The following is a 21,664-nucleotide window of genomic DNA, read 5'->3' as shown; positions in this document are numbered from 1 at the left end:
TAAAATTAAGTAGTATGCTTATATCATTAACAATCAAAAACTTTGCACTTATAGATACATTAGAAATAGATTTTTCTAATGGTTTTTCTATTATTACGGGTGAAACTGGAGCGGGTAAATCTATTGTATTAGGAGCTTTAGGTCTGTTACAAGGAAAACGTGCTGATTTATCTTCTCTAAAAGATAAAGAGGTGAAGTGTGTTATAGAAGGTCATTTTAGCATTGGTAAATATGGATTGAAAGACTTGTTTAATGAATTAGAATTAGAATATGAGGATGTGACCATTATCAGAAGAGAAATATCTCCTTCTGGAAAATCTAGAGCCTTTGTAAATGATAGCCCTGTTAATTTATCTGATTTGCAACGATTAAGTGAACATTTAATTGATATACATTCTCAACATCAAACAATGGAATTGTCTGATGAAAATTACCAAATGCAAATTGTTGATGCAGTTGCAAGTAATAGTGCTATTCTGGAAGAGTATAAAGGGCATTTAGTATTATATAAGAAAGCTCAAGCACAATTACGTAATTTGCAACAGCAGCAGGCTGATTTAATTAAAGAACAAGACTATAATGCTTTTCTTTTAGAAGAGTTAATACAGGGAAATCTTGATGGGTTAAATCAACAAGAATTAGAGCAAGAATACGAGAAACTGAATAATGTTGAGTTTGTAAGAGAAAGCTTTGGACAATCAATTAATCTTTTGACAGACGATGAAGTAGGAGTAGTTTATAGATTAAAGGAGGTAAAGCAATTATTACAGAAAACGAGTACTATCTCTAAAGAGTATGAAGAGTTATATACTCGTATTACTAGTGTAGAAATAGAGTTGAAAGACCTGTCTGATGAGATAGAACGTCAACTAGATAATGTGTCTGCAGATCCTGAACAATTAGATTTAATTAATGATCGCTTACAATTACTATATAATCTACAGAGAAAACATCAAGTAGCTACCGTAGAAGAATTATTAGCCATTAGAAATGAACTGGAAGAGAAAGTAGATCTAGCTAGTGGGATAGATGATAAAATAAGTTCATTAGAAAGAGAAATTGACAAGTTGAGTATTGTTTTACATGAAGTAGGAGATAAGCTCTCAGAATCGAGAATAAAGGCTGTTCCTGTTTTAGTAAAACAACTATTAGAGATATTGTCATTAGTAGGAATACCTAATGCCAACTTTAAGTTTGACTTCACTGTAGCCAAGAACTTTTTAGCTAATGGAAAAGATGAGTTACAATTGTTATTCTCTGCTAATAAAGGAATGGACTTCGGCGTGCTAAAGAAAGTTGCTTCAGGAGGAGAATTGTCTAGAATCATGTTAGCGATAAAAGCAATATTAGCTAGGTATTCTAATTTGCCTACTATCATTTTTGATGAGATAGATACTGGGGTTTCTGGAGAAGTAGCTGATAAGATGGGGGTGATTATGAAAGAGATGAGTAATCATATGCAAGTGTTTGCAATTACCCATTTACCTCAAATAGCAGCAAAGGGGAAACAGCATTATAAAGTATACAAAACATCTGATGAAGAGACAACGACTTCTCAATTAATACTACTCGATTACGATAGTAGAGTAAATGAAATAGCACAAATGTTATCAGGTAAAGATATTAGTGATTCTGCCTTAGTACATGCTAAAGAGTTATTGTCAAAATAGAAAAAAGCCATCACAAGATGGCTTTTATTATTTACGGTTTAGGTTGTTCAAATATCGTGTGATGTATAGATTGCTTTTCAGTTACTCTAAAGTATCCTAGTGCTTCTTTATCAGGTGTAGTAAGGTTTTTGACATTTCCTTTTATTTTAGAAATAGGTGTCTGAAAAGGACCGCCTCCATTGTTTAAAGCATCAGTTATGAGCCACATATAATCATAATAGTTTCTAGATATTTGATGTAAGTCTATTTGTATTTTGTCACCAGGCTTATAGTCTTTATCCGTAGAAATGTCTTCTATTAGTTGGCCTTTAGAAAACTCGTTAGAACGAATACTTAAGGTAGGCCTTTTATTTTCCCAAAGTAAATTAGTGTAATAATAGTTTAATCTGTTATCACCTTTATCAGTATCTTGAAAGTATATTCTAATTGTATAATAGTAATCATTAAAGAATTTTTCTCTTCTTTGTTCTAACCTTTCTATTTTAGGAGTTTCAACTAAACTTTCGGTTGCTTCATAAATATCATTGTCATACTCTATATGTAATTTATACTTGTTTTTCACAAAGTCTTTTTTAATAGAGGTAGAGATATATCTTCCAGTATTATTAAGTTTTTTAAACTGGTGTTTATTTCCATTACCATCTTCTACCCATACTGTTGCATTATGGACTTTAGGTGCTTGTGGATTATAAAAATCTGTAGTCAAAGAGAGATTGATGCTTAGAGTATCTTGTTTGTTTTCGGCATCAAAATCTAGATTACCTTCAACAACTAATCTTGGAGGAGCTGTAGGTAAATCTATATCTACTACGTGTTCACAAGAAGTAAGGTATATTAGAATAGAGAGTATACTTATATATTTGAAAATATTCATCTGATTAGAATTTAAAGTTATAGGTTACACTTGGAACCATTCCGAAAATAGACATTTTAACAGCTTCATTCTGTCCTCTGCGATCTTTGTGCTCACGGAATGAAATGGAAGCGGCATTAGCTCGACCATAAAGATTGTATATGCCGAATACCCATTCGCTTTGCCATTTTCTAGTTGTGTTTTTTGTAGGAGTATAAGTTGCTGATACATCTAGGTGGTGATAAGCAGGTAGGCTATAAGCTCCTCTTTTTCCAAAATTAGGAACACTCTGACCTAAATAGTCATATCTTCCTTCTGGATAAGATGTAGGGCGTCCTGATTGTAAGGTAAAGCTAGCGCTAAGATCCCATTTTTTATTTAATTGGTACATAGCTGTAACAGAAAAGTCATGTGTTTTATCATAAGCAGTTCTATACCATTGACCATTATTTATTCCTGGCTCATCTGGCGTTCTACCAGGTGTTCTTTGCTCTGATTTTGCTAAGGTATAGGATACCCATCCTGTAAGTCTACCTAAATTCTTACGTACCAATAGTTCTAATCCGTATGCTCTAGATTCACCAGTCAGAATTACGCGTTCTAAAGCATCATTACCTATTAGTTGAGCTCCCTCTATATAATCTACTCTGTTATCTCCTTTTTTATAGTAAACCTCTGTTTCTAAACTATATTTTCCTTCTTTAAAGTTTCTGAAGTATCCTAATGCAACTTGATCAACGAGTTCTGGTTTGATATATTTACCACTAGGTGTCCAGATATCTAATGGAGTAGGAGCAGCTGTATTAGACATTAAGTGAAGGTACTGAGCCATTCTATTATAGCTGGCCTTAATAGATTGATCATCATTAATAATGTAGGCAATACCGAATCGTGGTTCAAAATTATTATAACTTTGAATACTCTTTCCCTTGCTATAGGATTCAGTACCTATAATATCTGCCATTTTGTAAACGCCTAGTTCTTTATCATATCTTACAGGTTGATTGTTATGATATAGATTAATATTCTCTTTTCCTAGATTAGTAAATGTGGAAAACCTAGCGCCATAGTTTAAATTAAAGTGTTGACCAATACTTTGTTCTGCTTCTAAGTATACGCCCCCTTCAAAAGCGTATTTAGAATCTATTTTCTTATAAATAATAGAAGAATCTGGTTTTGTTGGTTTAATTACTCCTGGTGAAAAATCATAGTAAAGACCACTTATTCCGTATTTTAGTTGAAGATTAGTATTGATATCATGGGTAAGATCATATTTCAATTGATAACTTTTAATATCAGAATCCCATTTAAAACTGGTTAATTCCATATCTAAATTATATACATAGTCACTGTATGAAGTGGTAAGTTTACTACTTAGATTATCTGAGAATAAATGATGCCATTGAAGGTTTAAAATAGAGTTGCCAAAGGTGTTCTTTAATAGCTGACTAAAACTAAATACGTCTCGTCCAAAATAACCAGATAAAGTCAACTTATTATTTTCGTTTAAATCAAAGTTTAACTTAGTGTTTAGATCATAAAAATAAGCTGAGTTCTTATTGTCTGTTAACTTTAAGAATAAATGTGCATATGAAGCTCTTCCTGCTACTAAGAATGAAGATTTTCCTTTCTGCATAGGGCCTTCAGCCATTAATCTACTAGATATTACGCCTATACCTCCTGTACCATGAAATTCCTCAGTATTACCGTTTTTTTGGAATACTTCTAATACAGAAGATGCTCTTCCTCCAAATCTAGCAGGTATTCCTCCTTTGTAAAGTTTAATGTCTTGTAGTGCATCTGAGTTAAATACAGAGAAGAAACCAAATAGGTGAGAAGAACTAAATACATTCGCATCATCTAAAAGTACTAAGTTTTGTCCTGCACTACCTCCTCGAACATTAAATCCTGATGCTCCTTCACCAGCATTTGTTACACCAGGGAGTTGTAAGATAGACTTTAAAACATCTGTTTCACCTAGTACGACAGGCATTTTCTTAACTTCTTCTATAGATAATTTATTAACACTCATCTCAGGTGTTCTAATATCTGCTTTAGTAGTGTTCTTTACTATCACTACTTCGTCTAATTGCGCTGTATCAGGTTTTAGAATAATCTTTAATGTATTATCTTTAGCTGTATCTATCTTAGAATGGTGAGTGGTATAACCTAAATAAGATACTTGAACGGTATATTGTCCAGATGGAATAGAGATTGTGAATTCTCCTTGTTCATTGGTAATAGTTGCTTGGTCTAGTTCTTTTATATAAACAGTAGCTCCTATAAGGGGAGAGTTGTTATCTAATACCTTTCCTATTAATGTAGTTTGTACTTGTTCATTAATGACATTAGCCATTGTATGTTGTACATGAAGGGGGATAGTAGACACATATAAACTCAGTCCCAATAAATAATTGGTCAACTTTTTGTGATTAATCATTCGTTTATCTTATTATGTTTCAATGCAAAAATAAGTAAGTAATTATTGCTATTTGTTTAATTAAACGCTGATGGAGTAACTATTATTTTAATGGTTTTCAAATAAATAGTATTGAAAGGATAATGAAATTATTTATGATTCTTTACATTTGTTTTTATGAAGTCATTATGGAAATTTTATTCTAACTTTTGGTTGAGGAATGTATCTGTTATCATTCTACTTCTTAGTGTGTTCACATTCGTCGCTTCTGTAGATAAAAGTGATCGCTCATTAATTGAAATATGGAAAGAATTAGTTCCTTCCTTTTTTATTGTATATGGCTGTATTTTAATTAGTAATATATTACTAATTAAGAAATATATGATTACCAAGCGATACAATATTTTCTTACCATTGTTTATTATTTATTGGATTGTTGTTTTAATTGGTACGGGGCTGTTAAATATGTTTATTGATGGATTTGATTCATGGTTAAGTGAAATACTCAATACTATATTTTTAATGTTTCTGGGGTCCGGGACTTATTTTATTCACTTATGGGTATTCAATGATATTACAGTTCGTGAGAAGCGTCTAGTAAATACTGTGGCAGAATTAGACTTTCTCAAGATGCAACTAAATCCTCATTTCCTTTTAAATGCAATGAATAATCTATACGGTGAGGCTTTAACTAATCCAAGCGAAACACCTGAGCGAATTCTACAATTATCACATTTATTAAGATACCAGTTAGAAGCAACCAAAAGAGAGTTTGTTTCTTTAGACCATGAAATAGGATTTCTTAAGGAGTATTTTAATTACTATAAGTTTAGAACAAATGATTTAGTAGTTGATATTAAATATGAAGGTGATATTGAGAGGTTTCAAGTCCCTCCTCTTTTGTATTTTAGTTTAGTTGAAAATGCTATTAAATTTGCCTTACAGACAGATTTTCCTTTTATAAAGTTAAGAGGATATGCTAGAGAAAATCATTTGTTATTCGAATTAGAAAATAGCTGTTTACCTGACGAAATGTTACAGAGTGGAACAGGAGTTGGTCTTTTAAACCTTGAGCGAAGATTAGAAGTATCTCAGTTGAGATATAAGTTTACAAAAAGCAAATCAAAAAATTATTATAAAACCACTTTAGAATTATGGGAATTACCTACCAATGTTTAATAGTAGATGATGAGAAGCCTGCACATCAGGTACTTTTAAGTCATATTAAACAATGTGATGACTTAGAATGTATAGGGCATGCTTATAGTGGAAAAGAAGCTTTAACTTTTTTACAAAGTAATGAGGTCGATATATTATTCTTAGATATTAATATGCCTTTAGTATCAGGTTTAGAATTGTTACAAATGTTACCTATTAAACCAACCACGATAGTAACAACTGCTTATTCAGACTTTGCATTAGAATCTTATCAGAATGATGCAGTAGATTATTTATTAAAACCTATCGCTTTTAGTAAGTTTTTAAAAGCAGTTGAAAAAGCAAAGGTATTTTGTAAAGATAGAAAAGAAAATAATCGCAAGAGTGAACTTCAAAAAGTGTTAATTAAAGAAGATGGCTTTGATTATTTTATTGAAATGTCTGACATTATTTATGTTGAAAGTGCAGGTAACTATATAAAGATATTTACTAAAAGTAGACGTAAGAGTTATTTTGTTTATGGGTCTCTTGTGGGGTTTAAGACAGAATTAATAGGGGATAACTTTGTTCAGGTACACCGTTCTTTTATTATTAATAAAGAATGTATAAAAGAGCGATTCATGAGTAAAGTTATTCTAGAAAATGGAGACGAAGTACCTATAGGACGCAAGTATCAGATTTTATTAGATGTAAAATAAGTATAAAAAAAAGCTCCTCAGTTAACTGAGGAGCTTTTTTTAGTATATTCCGCTATATTAGATAGTGTCGATAATTTGGTTTAAGGTAGCACTTGGACGCATAGCTTTTGCTGTGTCAGCTACATTTGATTGGTAATAACCACCAATATTTTGAGCTTTACCTTGTGAAGCAATTAATTCCTCGTTAATTTTAGCCTCACCGTCAATCATTGCTTTTGCGATAGGAGCAAATTTAGCTTGTAACTCAGTATCTTTAGATTGGTTAGCTAATGCTTCAGCCCAATACATTGCTAAGTAGAAGTGAGACCCACGGTTATCAATTGACCCAACTCTACGAGCAGGAGATTTATCGTTGTCTAAGAACTTAGCAGTAGCTTCGTCTAATGTCTCAGCTAATACCATCGCTTTAGGGTTGTTTTGAGTTTGGCTTAAGTGTTCGAATGAAGCACCTAGAGCTAAGAACTCTCCTAAAGAATCCCAACGTAAATATCCTTCTTCAATGAATTGTTCGATATGTTTAGGTGCAGAACCTCCAGCTCCTGTTTCGAATAATCCACCACCATTCATTAATGGAACGATAGATAACATCTTTGCTGATGTACCTACTTCTAAGATTGGGAACAAATCTGTTAAGTAATCACGTAATACGTTTCCTGTTACAGAGATTGTATCTAGTCCTTGACGGATTCTTTCTACAGATACTTTAGTCGCCTCTACTGGGTTTAAGATTCTGATATCTAATCCAGCTGTATCGTGATCTTTTAAGTATGTATTTACTTTAGCGATGATTTCTCTATCGTGAGCTCTATTCTCATCTAACCAGAAGATAGCAGGAGTATCAGATAAACGAGAGCGATTTACTGCTAATTTAACCCAATCTTGGATAGGAGCATCTTTAGTTTGACACATTCTGAATATATCTCCAGACTCTACATTTTGCTCAAAGAAGATATTTCCTTTATCATCAGATACGCGGATTACTCCATTTGTATCAGCTTGGAATGTTTTGTCATGAGACCCATATTCTTCAGCTTTTTGAGCCATAAGACCTACGTTAGGAACAGATCCCATAGTAGTAGGGTTATAAGCACCATTTGCTTTACAGTCTTCGATTACAGTTTGGTATACACCTGCGTAGCAACGGTCTGGGATGATAGCTAAAGTGTCTTGTGATTTTCCTTCAGCATTCCACATTTGTCCCGAAGTACGGATCATAGCTGGCATAGAAGCATCTACGATAACGTCAGAAGGAACGTGCAAGTTAGTGATACCTTTATCAGAGTTCACCATTGCAATAGCAGGTCCATTAGCAATAGCTGTGTCGATAGCAGCTTTTACTTCAGCTTCTTGAGCATGTCCAGCTAATTTAGCGTATAAATCACCTAATCCATTATTTGGGATAATACCTAATTCTGCAAATAAAGTAGCATATTTAGTATATACTTCTTTGAAGTAAACTTCTACTACAGCACCAAAGATGATAGGGTCAGACACCTTCATCATTGTAGCTTTTAAGTGAGTAGAGAATAAGATACCTTTTGCCTTAGCTTCTTCTTTACATTCAGAAACAAAAGCTTTTAATTTATTTACGTTTAGTACTGATGAATCAATGATTTCACCTTTTAATAAAGGCGCATAATCTTTTAATAATTTAATTGCACCATCAGTACCTACAAATTCAATTTTGTATTTACAGTTATCAGCTATAGTTACTGATTTCTCACTACCATAAAAATCTCCTTCAGACATCGAAGCAACTCTTGTTTTAGAATCAGCTGACCATGCTCCCATTGAGTGCGGGTGTTTTTTAGCATAGTTTTTAACTGCTTTAGGAGCTCTACGATCTGAATTCCCTTCACGTAACACAGGGTTTACAGCAGAACCTAAAATTTTAGCATATTTAGCTTTTATCTCTTTTTCTTCTTCAGTCTTAGCATCTGCAGTGTAGTTAGGTACAGCATAGCCATGTGCTTGTAATTCTTTAATAGCAGCATTCAACTGAGGTATTGAAGCAGAGATATTTGGAAGTTTAATGATATTAGCTTCTGGAGTCTTAGCTAATTCTCCTAATTCAGCTAATGCATCACCGATTCTTTGCTCTTCTTTTAAGAACTCAGGAAAAGTTGCAAGAATACGTCCTGCTAAAGATATATCTCTTGTTTCAACATCTATACTTGCTGTTTTAGCAAATGCTTGTACAATAGGTAAGAACGAATACGTAGCTAACATTGGAGCTTCGTCTGTAAACGTGTAAAGGATTTTAGATTTTTGTGTCATTTTGTATTTACTTTAAATGAAAACAATATTATCGTTAAATATATTTTGTTTAAAACTTGAAATTTATATAGCAAATATACTAAATATGTAGGTTATTGTTGATGCTTAATACCCTTTTTAGAGTTGAATTACGAATTTGATAATTCATACTTTTTATATTTCTGTTTTAGTACATTTTGATATAATATTTTATCATATTAATGAAAAAGGTCACCCTATAAAAGAGTGACCTTTGTTTTTATTTTAGATTTAATAGTTTTTTCCACCATGGGCGCTTATCTACTTCTAGATCTTGGCCATAACCATATCCGTATCCATAACCATATCCTTTGTTTGTTTCAGTATCATTTAAGATAATTGACATATTTGGAAGTTTACCTTCTTTATGTAAGTCATTTGGTAATTTAAGCATACGTTTGTCTAGGTAGTTTGCTCTTGCTACGTAGATAAATGTATCTGCGTATTTCGCTATTAACAAGGTATCCGTAACTAAACTCACTGGAGCTGTATCTACGATAATATAGTCATATTGCTTTTTAAGAGTCTCAAACATATCGCCTATTCTATCTCCCATTAGTAATTCTGCTGGGTTAGGTGGAATAGTACCTGCTGGTAACGCATACATGTTTTCGTAACCATCTATTTTTACAACATACTGGTTGATATCATCTTCTTTTCTTAATAGGTAGTCAGATACCCCTTTAGTAGGAAGCATGATATAATCATCTAATCTAGGGTTACGAATATCTAATCCGATAAGAAGTGTTCGTTTACCTGATAGTGCAATTGTAGCTGCAATATTTACAGATGTAAATGTTTTACCTTCTTTAGGGAATGTAGAAGTTAAGAATATCATCTTAGCATTACCTTCCTGTACACCACTTAACATAAACTCAAGGTTCGTTCTGATAATACGAAGAGCTTCAGCCGTACTTGTTCTACTTGCAATATTAACGATTTTAGAATTATCGTTAGAGTGTGGTATATCTCCTAAGAATGGTACTTGAGTATTCTCTTCAATGTCTAATCTAGTTTTAACCTTAGTATCTAATAAGTTACGTAAGTAGATTAGAGCAAATGGAATTAGTCCTCCCATAATAAGAGCAGCTAATAAGATAATTGCTTTTTTAGGAGCTACTGGTTTATCACTACTCTTAGCTACATCGATTATTTTAGCATTTTGTTCTGTTGCTGCTAAAGCGATTGCAGTTTCCTCTCTTTTTTGGAATAGGTATAAGTAGATAGCTTCTTTTACTTTTTGCTGTCTATCGATGATTCTGAACTCTCTCTCTTGTTTTGGTACAAGAGATAGTTTAGATTTTAACTCAGATTCTTTAGATGCTAACTCTCTACGTGTAATTTTTAGATTGCTCTCAGCTCTTAAAAGGCTTTCTAATACAGAAGCTTTCATAGAGTTGATTTGATCGTCTAATTTTACGATAGCTGGGTTGAGCTTAGTTGTACTAGTACTTAGTTTATTTCTTTCTAATACTAGCTGGTTGTATTGATTAATTAAGCTATTTGAGCTTACATCTGTCGATACTATATTACCTGGTAGTAATTCGTTTGGTTTGCTGTTTTTTAAGAATTCAATTAATGAAGAGATAACTTTTAATTCAGTTTCATTTTCAATAATTTGCTTTTCATAAACATTAGCATTTTCTAAGTGAATTTTTAATTCAGTAGGAATATCAGTAATACTATTTCTAGCTTTATATCCTTCTACATTTTTCTCTACATCACCTAATTCATCTGTAATTAGAACTAGACGTGAATCAATAAACTCTGAAGTTTTCTCTGAGATAAAACGTTTATCAGCGATAGCACCATCATTGTATAGAGTAATCATGGTGTTTAAGTAATCTTTTGCTTTAGCAGGTGTAGCGTTTAGCAATGATAACTCAAGTACTGTAGAGAATTTATCAGTAGGAGCTATTTTTACTTCTTTTACGTAGTAATCAACAACTTTTTGTACAGGCTTTATCTGTACCAATATTTCATTTACAGTTTCTTCAGCACCTTCTTTTTTAAGGGCATCTAATGTACCTTCTTTTTTAGGAGCGTTTTTAGTTACGATAAGTTTACCAAGTATAGTAGTAATAGGTTCATCGTATTTAAAAGTACCTATTTCTTCTTCCTCTTCATCTAATAGTAGAAAAGAAGATTCAGTTCTATCTTTAATAATAAAAGAATACTCGATATCATCAAAGTCAAAAACACGCTCCACAAAGTTGATAGAAACAGGACTATTACCATATAAATCCTTTTTTACAAATCTATCGTTATTGATTAAGGCTATATTTAATTGTAATCTTCTAACTGTTCTCTCTGCAAGACTTCTTGATTGTAGTACTTGTGTCTCGTTTTCTACATTACTTTTACCACCAGAGAACATTCCTAAGTCAGCGAATGCTGCCATTTCAGAAGCTATTCCACCACCTCTTTTCTCATCTTTTACAATGATAGAAGTACTGATAGAATATATTTTCTGGCTATAACGTAAATAAACGAAAGCTAAAGCTACAGTAATAAAAACACTTAATACAAACCATCTCCAGTGAACTAAATATTTCTCTAGTTCTTCTCTTATGTTAATATTAGAATTTTCTTGATTGTCAAATTTGTTTTCCATTGTATTATTTTACGGCTAGTGCTATTACAGTTACTAAAAGTGATAATGCAGAGATAGCTAAGCTTAAGTTAGGTCCCACTACAGAAGAGTTAACTTTTGTTTTGTTAGGCTCTACATATACAATATCGTTTTGATTTAAATAATAGTATGGAGATACCATAAAGTCGGCTTTAGTCATATCTACACGAATTGGTACTCTTCTACCATCTATTTCTCTTATCAATAATATATTGTCTCTTTTTCCATATACTGTTAAGTCACCAGATAGCGCTATCGCTTCAGCTAATGTAAGTCTTTCACTATTGATAGTGTGTACTCCTGGCTTATTTACCTCCCCTTGTACTGTCACTTTGTAGTTCATGATTCTCATGTTGACAATAGGGTTGTTGATATATTGGCTTATTTGTTTTGTAAGTATTTCTACAGCTTCTTTTTTGCTTTTACCACCTATTTTAATCGTTCCTAATACAGGGAACTCTATATTTCCATCACTATCTACTAAGTATAAGTGTTGAGTCATTGTACCGCTTCCAGCTGGGTTATTAGGATTTGTGGTCATTGTATTCATCAAGTTGAAAGGTGCTGCTGCTTCAGGATCTTCAGCAGATACAATGATCATTAGTAAATCATCAGATCTTAAACGAGTCTCGAATTTATTGTCATTAGACTCTTTTAATAATACATCCTCAACGTTTTGGTAGTATACAATGCTCTCTTTAGATGCACATGAACCTAGCAATAGCATAGTGCAGAAGAAAAGAGATAGTTTTAGCGCAATTATATTTTTCATTGTTATTTTTTTGCAAATATATAGTTTCTAAATAGTCAAAAAAAAGAGTTTTACCATTTAAAGTGTCAAATATAGTTTTTTCTTAGTAGAGATAAAATGCTGCTTTCGCAAAAAGCACATTGTTTTTAGGATAATTCGCTTTTTTTCTAATTATAAAAAACACAATAATCTCAGAAATTAAAAGAACTATAAATAATAGTTGTTAAATATGTAAAAGTAGCTTCTGATTTTTTATTTAAAACGTTAGTTTCTTTTTACGTAGTTCGAAGTTCTGACCTAAATACACTTTTCGTACCATTTCATCTTCTGCTAATTCTTCTGGAACACCTGCTTTTAAGATACCACCCTCGAACATCAGGTAGGTTTTGTCTGTAATAGCTAGTGTCTCCTGAACATTGTGATCTGTAATAAGGATACCAATGTTTTTGTTTTTTAAGTTAGCAACGATCTTTTGGATATCTTCTACTGCTACTGGGTCAACTCCTGCAAACGGCTCATCTAGAAGAATGAATTTAGGATCTGTAGCTAAGGCTCTAGCGATCTCTGTACGTCTTCTTTCTCCACCAGATAATACATCTCCACGATTAGTACGTACATGGTTTAGGTTAAACTCTTCTATTAGAGATTCCATTTTAGCCTCTTGTTCTTTTTTAGAGAGTTTTGTTAATTGAAGTACGCTTAGTATGTTATCCTCTATACTTAGTTTTCTAAAGATAGAGGCTTCTTGTGCTAAGTACCCTATACCGTGTTGAGCACGTTTGTACATCGGAAAATCGGTTATATCCGTGTTGTCTAAGTATATATGCCCACTATTGGGTTTTACTAATCCTACGATCATATAGAAAGAAGTAGTTTTACCGGCACCATTAGGTCCTAATAGCCCTACAATCTCTCCTTGATTAACCTCTACTGATATACCTTTAACGACTTTGCGTTTTTTGTACATCTTGATTAAATTATCAGCTCTTAATTTCATGATTTTAAAATATGAGATTAGTCAATTTGTTTTGTTTTACTCGCTTCTATTTTCTTGTTCTTTTTGTGTACGAAGAGGGAGATATAAATACTCACTTCATATAGTATAAGTAAAGGAATAGATACTATAATCTGGCTCACTACATCTGGGGGTGTAATTACAGCTGCGATGATTAATATCAATACGATAGCGTATTTTCTATAGTCTCTTAAGAACTGTGGAGTAACTAAATCTAACACAGATAAGAAGTAAATAATAATCGGCAATTCGAATACTAAACCACATGCTATAGAAGTAGTCTTTACAAGACCGATATAAGAGTTGATATCTATTTGGTTTTTAACGATATCACTCACCTGTAAGTTCGCAAGGAAATTAATAGATAGAGGAGTGATAACATAGTATCCAAATACTACTCCCATAAAGAATAATAAAGAAGATACAACGATAAAAAGTTTAGCGTATTTTTTTTCTTTTGTATAAAGTGCGGGGCTGATGAACTTCCATATTTCCCAAAGAATGAAAGGAACTGCAATAATAAAACCTGCGGAAATACAAGTCCAAATTAATACAGAGAACTGCCCATCCATCGTTCTATTCTGAATTTCGAAGGGTAAGTCTTGTAGACAAAAGCTTCTATCAAAATCAAAACGTTGTGCTATTTTACAAAAGAATTGATAGGTAACAAAATCACTTCTTTTAGGTGCAAAAATGATTTTGTCAAAAATAAAATCACTAAAAATAAAAGCGACTGCCCCTCCTCCTAGTATAAATGCTGAAGATCTAACTAATAACCATCTTAATTCTTCTAAGTGGTCTAGGAAAGACATTTCCTTTTTTGATTTATCTGAGTTTGCCATATTTATACGATCCCTTCTTTTAATATATCATGTAGGTGGATTACGCCTACGTACTTGTTGTTTTGTGTCACTAATAACTGCGTGATAGAGTTGTCCTCTAATATTGACAAAGCCTTAGATACATGTTCAGAGCTTTCTATTGACTTAGGGTTGATAGACATTATATCTTTAGCCTTATAATCGTTTAGATTACTACTTTTTTGTAGCATACGGCGCAAGTCTCCATCTGTTATGATTCCCACGATTTGCTCATTATCTACTACAGCAGTCACTCCTAGGCGTTTCTCTGATATCTCTACGATTACTTCTTGGATAGAAGAGTCTGGAGAGACAGCAGGTTTGTTTTCGCTTTTTAGTATGTTTTGCACCAAAAGTAACAATTTTTTACCTAATGCTCCACCTGGATGGTACATTGCGAAGTCTTCTGCTGTGAAGTTTCTCAATTCTATAAGACATGCTGCTAAAGCATCTCCTAAAACTAGCTGAGCAGTAGTACTATTCATAGGTGCTAGATTATTCTGTTCTGCTTCTCTATCTATTTTAGATAGTAGAATATAGTCTGCGCTTTTTGCTAAAAAAGAATTTTCATTAGCTGTGATAGCAATAAGCGTATTGTTATGTCTTTTTAGGATAGGAGCTAGTACTTTTATTTCAGGACTATTACCGCTATTAGATATACAGATGATACAGTCTCCTGGTTGGATTAGACCTAGATCTCCATGCATTGCCTCAGCAGCATGCATATAGATAGACGGAGTTCCTGTAGAATTTAATGTAGCTACTATTTTCGCTCCAATCAGTGCACTTTTGCCTATTCCTGTCACAATTATTCGCCCTTTGCAGTTGAAAATCGCTTTAACAGTTTTTTCAAAATCATCCGTTAGATAATCGATTAGTTTTTTAATGCTTTCACTCTCAGAAAGTAAAGTGTTTTTGGCGGTGTTTAATATGTTAATTGATGTATTCAAAATCAGCGAATGTTAAATATTATGATTGAACTAAAGAAATTTTGTACCTTTATGTACTGCAAATTTATGTAAAATACCATACAAAAATAATGAAATCAACTGAAATTGACTTGCACAAAGAGTTAAAGAGATTTTTTGGATTTTCTCAATTCAAAGGTCTTCAGGAAGATGTGGTCAAAAGTATTATTTCTGGACACAATACTTTTGTGATTATGCCGACTGGAGGAGGGAAGTCTCTTTGTTATCAATTACCTGCATTGGTGTTAGAGGGAACAGCTATTGTTGTTTCACCGTTAATTGCTTTGATGAAAAATCAAGTAGATGCTATTAGAAGTTTATCTTCAGAGCATGGTGTAGCGCATGTGCTTAATTCATCTCTTACGAAAACTGAGATAGCTCAGGTAAAGGAAGACATTAAAAGTGGGATTACAAAGTTGCTATACGTAGCACCTGAATCTTTAACTAAGGAAGAGTATGTTAGCTTTTTACAAGGGGAGAAATTATCTTTTGTAGCTATTGACGAGGCCCATTGTATTTCTGAATGGGGACATGACTTTAGACCAGAGTATAGAAATCTGCGCAATATTATTAGAAGTCTTGGAGATATACCTATTATAGGATTGACTGCTACAGCCACTCCTAAAGTTCAAGAGGATATTCTAAAAAACTTAGAAATTCCAAACGCGAATACGTTTAAAGCATCGTTTAACAGACCTAACTTATTCTATGAGATACGTCCTAAAACGAAAAATGTAGAGACGGATATCATTCGCTTTATTAAACAACACCAAGGGAAATCTGGAGTGATCTACTGTCTAAGTAGAAAGAAAGTAGAAGAAATCGCAAATGTACTTCAGGTAAATGGGATCAGTGCTGTGCCTTATCACGCAGGACTAGATGCTAAGACCCGTGCTAAACATCAAGATATGTTCTTAATGGAGGATGTAGATGTAGTAGTAGCTACTATCGCATTCGGTATGGGGATAGATAAGCCAGATGTACGTTATGTAATACACCATGATATTCCTAAATCATTAGAAAGTTATTATCAAGAGACAGGTAGAGCTGGACGAGATGGAGGTGAAGGACACTGTCTAGCCTATTACTCATATAAAGATATAGAGAAGCTTGAGAAGTTTATGGCTGGTAAGCCTGTAGCTGAGCAAGAGATAGGATATGCCTTATTACAGGAAGTGGTGGCATATGCAGAAACATCGATGTCTAGAAGAAAATTTATCCTGCATTATTTTGGAGAAGAATTTGACGAAGTCAATGGTGAAGGAGCAGATATGGATGATAACGTTCGTAACCCTAAAACTAAAGTAGAGGCTAAAGATGGGGTGGTTCAATTATTAAAAGTAATTAGAGATACCAAACAATCTTATAAAACCAAAGAAATAGTCTTCACTCTATTAGGTAAAGTCAACGCATTGCTAAAAGTAAATAAGACAGATACATTAGAATTCTTCGGTTGTGGTAAAGATCATGATGAGAAGTATTGGATAGCTCTTATTAGACAAGTGTTAGTAGCAGATTTATTGCGCAAAGATATTGAAGCTTATGGGGTGTTAAAACTGACAGAAGCTGGGCTAGAGTTTATAGATAATCCTAAGTCATTTATGATGACTGAAGATCACGAATATTCTGATGCTGAAAACGATTTGGATGTAATTGCTAGTAAAGCTAGTCTAGTGATAGACGAGGCTCTGATCGGTATCCTAAAGGATTTGCGTAAGAAAGTAGCGAAGAAATATGGCGTACCTCCATTTGTAGTATTCCAAGACCCTTCGTTAGAGGAGATGGGACTTAAGTATCCGGTGACACTTGAAGAGATGTCTAATATTATAGGTGTAAGTGAAGGTAAGGCTAAGAAATATGGTAAGGAGTTCGTAGATGTGATCAGTAAGTATGTGGAGGATAACGATATCATCAGACCTGATGACTTAGTGGTTAAATCTACCGGAGCTAACTCTGCATTAAAACTTTATATTATTCAGAACGTAGACAGAAAGTTATCTCTATCGGATATTGCGAGCGCTAAAGGATTAGATATGGATGGTCTGCTAAAAGAGATGGAGCAAATCGTATATTCTGGTACGAAGTTGAATATATCATATTGGATAGATGATGTCTTAGACGAAGATCAGCAAGAAGAAATCTATGACTACTTTATGGAGTCAGAGACAGATAATATTAAGGCTGCGATGACTGAGTTTGACGGAGATTATGATACTGAAGAATTGAGATTAATGCGTATTCAGTTTATTAGTAAAGAAGCAAACTAGTTTATAGTAGAGATATAATAATAAAAATCTTCAGTAGACGACTACTGAAGATTTTTTTATACACTCTTTTTAAAAATATGGGGAAAATATTTAAATCGTGTTTTAGAAGATCTTCGTTAGTCAAGATTAGTATCGCTACTATGGTGCTTTTACTAATAAATATTTTATTTATAATCTTAATATTAAAAGCAAAGAGAGGCGATATCGGGGTGAGTAATATCGAGAGTGCTATAGCAGGTGGAGCTTTGGTGATTACTATATTAGTCTATTTTATTTTAAACACATATCCGTATTTCAATAAGATAGTGATTGATAGCGAGAAGATATATTATAAGAAAATATTGGGACAGAAGAAAGTCATAGATATCGCTGTAGAGGATGTGCAGATACATATAGACACATTATATGTCCGCTGGACTAATCAAGATGGTTATATAGAAGTGAGTAGTGGAAAGAAGAAAATCAAGATTATAGAAAGTTATTATAAAAACTATGTAGTACTAAAAGAAGCTTTGATTGCTTTAGCTTAACGAAAGATATATAGATAAAAGGTGTTCTTATGGAGCACCTTTTTTTACGGATATAAGGTAGAGTATTTAGGTCAGTGTTTATTTGCTGTAAATTTTCAGTAATTGAAGAATACATGATTAGTAAATGGAGAATTGCTCGACAAAAGCACCTCTAGATCCACTAATCTCGAGTAATTGTCCATAGATTGTCGAGGAGGTCGACTTTAATATTAGTATTATATGGGGATGAGCTATTAGGTGAGTTTGTATTTGTAAAATAGTTTTTTGTTTAATGTGTTGTTTATTAGTGTTTTGTGTGGTTTTGGGTACTGAAAAAAAAGTATACCTTTTTTTCATATAGAACAGGGTTTTGTCCCTATTTAGGAGGGATGATAGATAAAAAGACCTTTTAGAATATGAAAAAGCACTTATAAAAGTGAAATGTAGACTCTAAAATAAAAAAAAGGACAACTTTTTTTTAAAATAATTAAAAAACGTCTAGAAAGAAGAGTCGTGTTGTAAAAAAGAAAGAGGTAACTCATTATATAGGTTACCTCTTGGTATATGCATTTACAGATGCAGTCTATTCGTATAGTTCTCCTCGATGTGGTTTTAGGATGTCTCTTAGTTGTCTCATTTGCTCATCATTGACTACCATATATGCGATAGTGTGTTCAGGTGCTAATACTGTGTAGTCTATGATAGAGATGGGTAGCTGTTCTATAGCGACATACTCTTTAAGGTGTATTACGTGATGCTCAGCTGTTTTTTCTCCAGCAGGACCTTTAAAATCCCAAATAAGTTTGATTTGTCTTTCCATTTTCTAATTGTCATTTGTACAAAAGTAGTCAAAAAATAGGAAGAAATAATTGAAGAATTAGTAGAAGATGCTAGGTGGAGAAGTACTGCGGATGAATAGTATTGCAAGATAAAATGGAAGGGCAGATAACAAAAAGGGGAGTGTAGTCGTTTATAAATGAATATTATAACAGAAAGACAGGTTTATAACGATGCTATCTGATAAAGAGATTAGTTTAACCGTATCTTTTTTGTATTTTTGAGGTTGATATAAATTATTAGGTATGAAAGAAGAGTTAGTGGTATTAGTAAATGAACAAGATGAACAAGTAGGAGTAATGGAAAAGATAGAAGCTCATGAAAAAGCTTTGTTACATCGTGCATTTTCTGTTTTTATTTTGAATAAAAATAATGAAGTAATGTTACAACAACGTGCTTCAGAAAAGTATCACTCGCCTTTATTGTGGACTAATACTTGTTGTAGTCATCAACGTGTAGGCGAAACAAATATAGAGGCTGGTAGACGTAGATTAATGGAAGAAATGGGATTCGAAGTGCCCCTAAAAGATGTTTTTAGTTTTATTTATAAAGCCCCATTTGACAATGGTCTGACAGAGCATGAGTTTGATCATGTGATGATTGGATATTACGATGATGAACCAAATATCAATTTAGAAGAAGTAGAGGCATGGAAGTGGATGTCTATAGAGGGTATAAAGGAAGATATGGAGGCTAATCCTAATATATATACAGCTTGGTTTAAAATCATTTTTTCTAAGTTTTATCATTTTATAGAAGCTCAAAAGAAATAATAGTATGAGATTAACTGTTAGTAGAAAAGCTCACTTTAATGCAGCACATCGCTTGCATAGAAAAGAATGGTCGGAGGAGAAGAATCAACTTGTTTTTGGTAAATGTAATAATCCTAACTATCATGGACATAATTATGAATTAATTGTTCAGGTGACAGGAGAGCTTGATCCAGAGACAGGGTTTGTTATGGATTTAAAAGAGCTGTCGGATTTAATAAAATCAGAGATAGAAGAGAACTTTGATCATAAAAACTTAAATTTAGATGTACCAGAGTTTTTAGAGCTAATCCCTACAGCAGAAAATATCGCAGTAGTGATATGGCAAAAATTAAGACCTTTTATTAATGATGATAAAGAGCTAGAAGTAATATTATATGAAACTGCTAGAAACTTTGTTTCTTTTAAAGGAGATTATTAATTATAGGGTATGCTAATGGGAAAAGTTGTAACTTGCACCCTCGTTTTTTATAGCGATTGGGAAAGATAGGTAAGCAATAGCTTATTTTTAATAGAAGTGATTAATATATGGGTTTTAAACAATATCCGATACTATTTCAACCGATTCTGAAAGACAGAATTTGGGGAGGAACGAAGTTAAAGTCAATACTTGGTAAAGATATTGATTCAAATGAGGTAGGGGAGAGCTGGGAGATTTCTGGTGTATCTTCTGATGTAAGCGTTGTCGCAAATGGGGTATATGAAGGATTAAGTTTAAATGATTTAATTCAGAAGTTTCCTGAAGAAATATTAGGTGATTATATTATAAGTCGTTTTGATAAGAAGTTTCCTCTTTTGTTTAAGTTTCTAGATGCGAAAGAAGATTTATCTATACAGTTACATCCAAATGATGATTTAGCTCAGAAGCGCCATGGGTCTTTTGGAAAGACTGAGATGTGGTATGTGATGCAAACGGATGAGAATGCAAGAATAGTAGTGGACTTTAAAGATGGAGTGACTCAGCAGGATTATCTACATCATTTAGAAGCTAAGACACTGCCATCTATATTAAAAGAGATACCTGTAAAGAAAGGAGATGTATTCTTCATCGAGACAGGTACTATCCATGCCATTGGAGCGGGTGTACTATTAGCTGAGATTCAGCAGACTTCAGATATTACTTATAGAGTGTATGACTGGGATAGACGAGATGCTTCTGGTAACTCTAGAGAACTGCATATCGATTTGGCACTAGATGCTATAAACTATGATAAGAAAGAAGTAGAACTGACTTATACTAAAGATATTAATGTATCTAATGAAATAGTAGAATGTCCGTTCTTCTCTGTAAATTATATTCCTTTAAAAGGGAAGTATCACAAGGAGAAAGATATTTCTAGGTTCTATCTATATGTATGTACAGAAGGACAAGGTGAGATTATATTAGGAGCAGAGGTATATCCTATACGATGTGGACAGACTGTGCTAATACCAGCAGCAGTATCACAAATATGTTTAAGTGGTGAGGCTACAATCTTAGAGATATTTGTTTCTTAAAACAGTAGTATACCCCATTTTTATATTGTAGATTTGCGTAAAATTAATAATAAATAAAGGAAATTATGGCAAGCGTAAAGAACCTAAAAAAAGATATTCACTATGTATTAGGTGATATCATCCAAGCAATTTATATTCAAGAAATGACAACTGGAGGACCAACTGCAGAGACTAATGCATTACTTGAAGAAGCGTTTGTTTCTTTCGATGAATTAATCGGAGCAGTGAATGCAAAAAATGTTGAAAATAAAAAGGCACATTTTAAAGGAGTTTATAAAAAACTAGAAGATGTTGCTGGTCAATTAGTTGAGAAAATCAACGCAATGTAATCGAAAAAAAGATTTAAAAAAGATACATTTTGTGTTGCAAGATTGAAAAACCATGCTATCTTTGCACTCGCAAAATGAGTCGCCGGTGTAGCTCAGCTGGCTAGAGCAGCTGATTTGTAATCAGCAGGTCGTGGGT

At 33.1% G+C, this 21,664-nt stretch carries 18 protein-coding genes; 9 read left to right on the top strand and 9 right to left on the bottom strand.

The window, feature by feature from the left end; all coding sequences use genetic code 11:
• Positions 1-14 precede the first annotated feature (14 nt).
• Positions 15-1,670: a DNA repair protein RecN gene (gene recN / locus AABL85_RS09065; RefSeq protein ID WP_341309870.1), complete on the top strand. Its 1,656-nt coding sequence runs from the start codon at positions 15-17 to the stop codon at positions 1,668-1,670.
• Positions 1,671-1,701: 31 nt separating this feature from the next.
• Here recN and AABL85_RS09060 read toward each other — a convergent pair whose 3' ends face one another.
• A complete protein-coding gene (locus AABL85_RS09060; RefSeq protein ID WP_341309869.1) occupies positions 1,702-2,544 on the bottom strand; it encodes a DUF4249 domain-containing protein in 843 nt (280 codons plus the stop codon).
• A gap of 4 nt (positions 2,545-2,548) precedes the next feature.
• Complete coding sequence (locus tag AABL85_RS09055; protein WP_341309868.1) at positions 2,549-4,963, bottom strand: TonB-dependent receptor; 2,415 nt, start codon at positions 4,961-4,963, stop codon at positions 2,549-2,551.
• A gap of 156 nt (positions 4,964-5,119) precedes the next feature.
• Here AABL85_RS09055 and AABL85_RS09050 point away from each other — a divergent pair, with 156 nt between their 5' ends.
• Positions 5,120-6,121, top strand: coding sequence for a sensor histidine kinase (locus AABL85_RS09050; protein ID WP_286415604.1), 1,002 nt, complete (start codon positions 5,120-5,122; stop codon positions 6,119-6,121).
• Positions 6,097-6,798, top strand: coding sequence for a LytR/AlgR family response regulator transcription factor (locus AABL85_RS09045; RefSeq protein ID WP_286415603.1), 702 nt, complete (start codon positions 6,097-6,099; stop codon positions 6,796-6,798). Before AABL85_RS09050 ends, AABL85_RS09045 begins: the two co-directional genes overlap by 25 nt.
• A gap of 57 nt (positions 6,799-6,855) precedes the next feature.
• Here the strand turns inward: AABL85_RS09045 and AABL85_RS09040 are convergent, their stop codons facing one another.
• From AABL85_RS09040 to AABL85_RS09015, 6 genes are all read right to left on the bottom strand, one after another.
• Positions 6,856-9,075: an NADP-dependent isocitrate dehydrogenase gene (locus tag AABL85_RS09040; protein WP_341309867.1), complete on the bottom strand. Its 2,220-nt coding sequence runs from the start codon at positions 9,073-9,075 to the stop codon at positions 6,856-6,858.
• A 238-nt stretch (positions 9,076-9,313) separates the two neighbouring features.
• Positions 9,314-11,707, bottom strand: a complete 2,394-nt coding sequence (locus AABL85_RS09035; RefSeq protein ID WP_341309866.1) for a GumC family protein — start codon at positions 11,705-11,707, stop codon at positions 9,314-9,316.
• Between the two features lie 4 nt (positions 11,708-11,711).
• Positions 11,712-12,497, bottom strand: a complete 786-nt coding sequence (locus tag AABL85_RS09030) for a polysaccharide biosynthesis/export family protein (protein ID WP_341309865.1) — start codon at positions 12,495-12,497, stop codon at positions 11,712-11,714.
• 235 nt (positions 12,498-12,732) lie between these two features.
• Entirely contained in the window at positions 12,733-13,473 is a 741-nt protein-coding gene (lptB, locus tag AABL85_RS09025) for an LPS export ABC transporter ATP-binding protein (protein ID WP_041893705.1), read from the bottom strand.
• Positions 13,474-13,490: 17 nt separating this feature from the next.
• Positions 13,491-14,303, bottom strand: coding sequence for a twin-arginine translocase subunit TatC (gene tatC, locus AABL85_RS09020; protein WP_006260211.1), 813 nt, complete (start codon positions 14,301-14,303; stop codon positions 13,491-13,493).
• A gap of 32 nt (positions 14,304-14,335) precedes the next feature.
• Complete coding sequence (locus AABL85_RS09015) at positions 14,336-15,301, bottom strand: KpsF/GutQ family sugar-phosphate isomerase (RefSeq protein ID WP_286415599.1); 966 nt, start codon at positions 15,299-15,301, stop codon at positions 14,336-14,338.
• 89 nt (positions 15,302-15,390) lie between these two features.
• Between AABL85_RS09015 and AABL85_RS09010 the strand changes: the two genes are divergently transcribed.
• Together AABL85_RS09010 and AABL85_RS09005 are read left to right on the top strand one after the other, a co-directional pair.
• Positions 15,391-17,586, top strand: a complete 2,196-nt coding sequence (locus tag AABL85_RS09010; protein WP_341309864.1) for a RecQ family ATP-dependent DNA helicase — start codon at positions 15,391-15,393, stop codon at positions 17,584-17,586.
• A 77-nt stretch (positions 17,587-17,663) separates the two neighbouring features.
• On the top strand, positions 17,664-18,116 hold the full coding sequence (locus tag AABL85_RS09005; protein WP_341309863.1) for a hypothetical protein: 453 nt from the start codon (positions 17,664-17,666) through the stop codon (positions 18,114-18,116).
• Between the two features lie 562 nt (positions 18,117-18,678).
• On the opposite strand, the gene AABL85_RS09000 is transcribed toward AABL85_RS09005, so the two are convergent.
• Positions 18,679-18,915: a hypothetical protein gene (locus tag AABL85_RS09000; protein ID WP_006261952.1), complete on the bottom strand. Its 237-nt coding sequence runs from the start codon at positions 18,913-18,915 to the stop codon at positions 18,679-18,681.
• A 262-nt stretch (positions 18,916-19,177) separates the two neighbouring features.
• Here AABL85_RS09000 and idi point away from each other — a divergent pair, with 262 nt between their 5' ends.
• The 4 genes from idi (at position 19,178) to AABL85_RS08980 (ending at position 21,528) form a co-directional block, all read left to right on the top strand.
• Complete coding sequence (gene idi, locus AABL85_RS08995; RefSeq protein ID WP_006264407.1) at positions 19,178-19,705, top strand: isopentenyl-diphosphate Delta-isomerase; 528 nt, start codon at positions 19,178-19,180, stop codon at positions 19,703-19,705.
• A 4-nt stretch (positions 19,706-19,709) separates the two neighbouring features.
• A complete protein-coding gene (locus AABL85_RS08990; protein WP_006264406.1) occupies positions 19,710-20,123 on the top strand; it encodes a 6-pyruvoyl trahydropterin synthase family protein in 414 nt (137 codons plus the stop codon).
• 107 nt (positions 20,124-20,230) lie between these two features.
• Positions 20,231-21,199 carry a type I phosphomannose isomerase catalytic subunit gene (locus AABL85_RS08985; RefSeq protein ID WP_286415596.1) on the top strand — a complete coding sequence of 323 codons (969 nt, stop codon included), beginning with the start codon at positions 20,231-20,233 and terminating at the stop codon, positions 21,197-21,199.
• Between the two features lie 65 nt (positions 21,200-21,264).
• Entirely contained in the window at positions 21,265-21,528 is a 264-nt protein-coding gene (locus AABL85_RS08980) for a hypothetical protein (RefSeq protein ID WP_286396487.1), read from the top strand.
• The last annotated feature ends 136 nt before the right edge of the window (positions 21,529-21,664 follow it).

It is taken from the genome of Myroides odoratimimus (assembly GCF_038039805.1).
GTDB lineage: Bacteria > Bacteroidota > Bacteroidia > Flavobacteriales > Flavobacteriaceae > Flavobacterium > Flavobacterium odoratimimum_B.
Note: the sequence above shows the minus strand (reverse complement) of the source record. Positions and strands in the feature narration are given on the sequence as shown.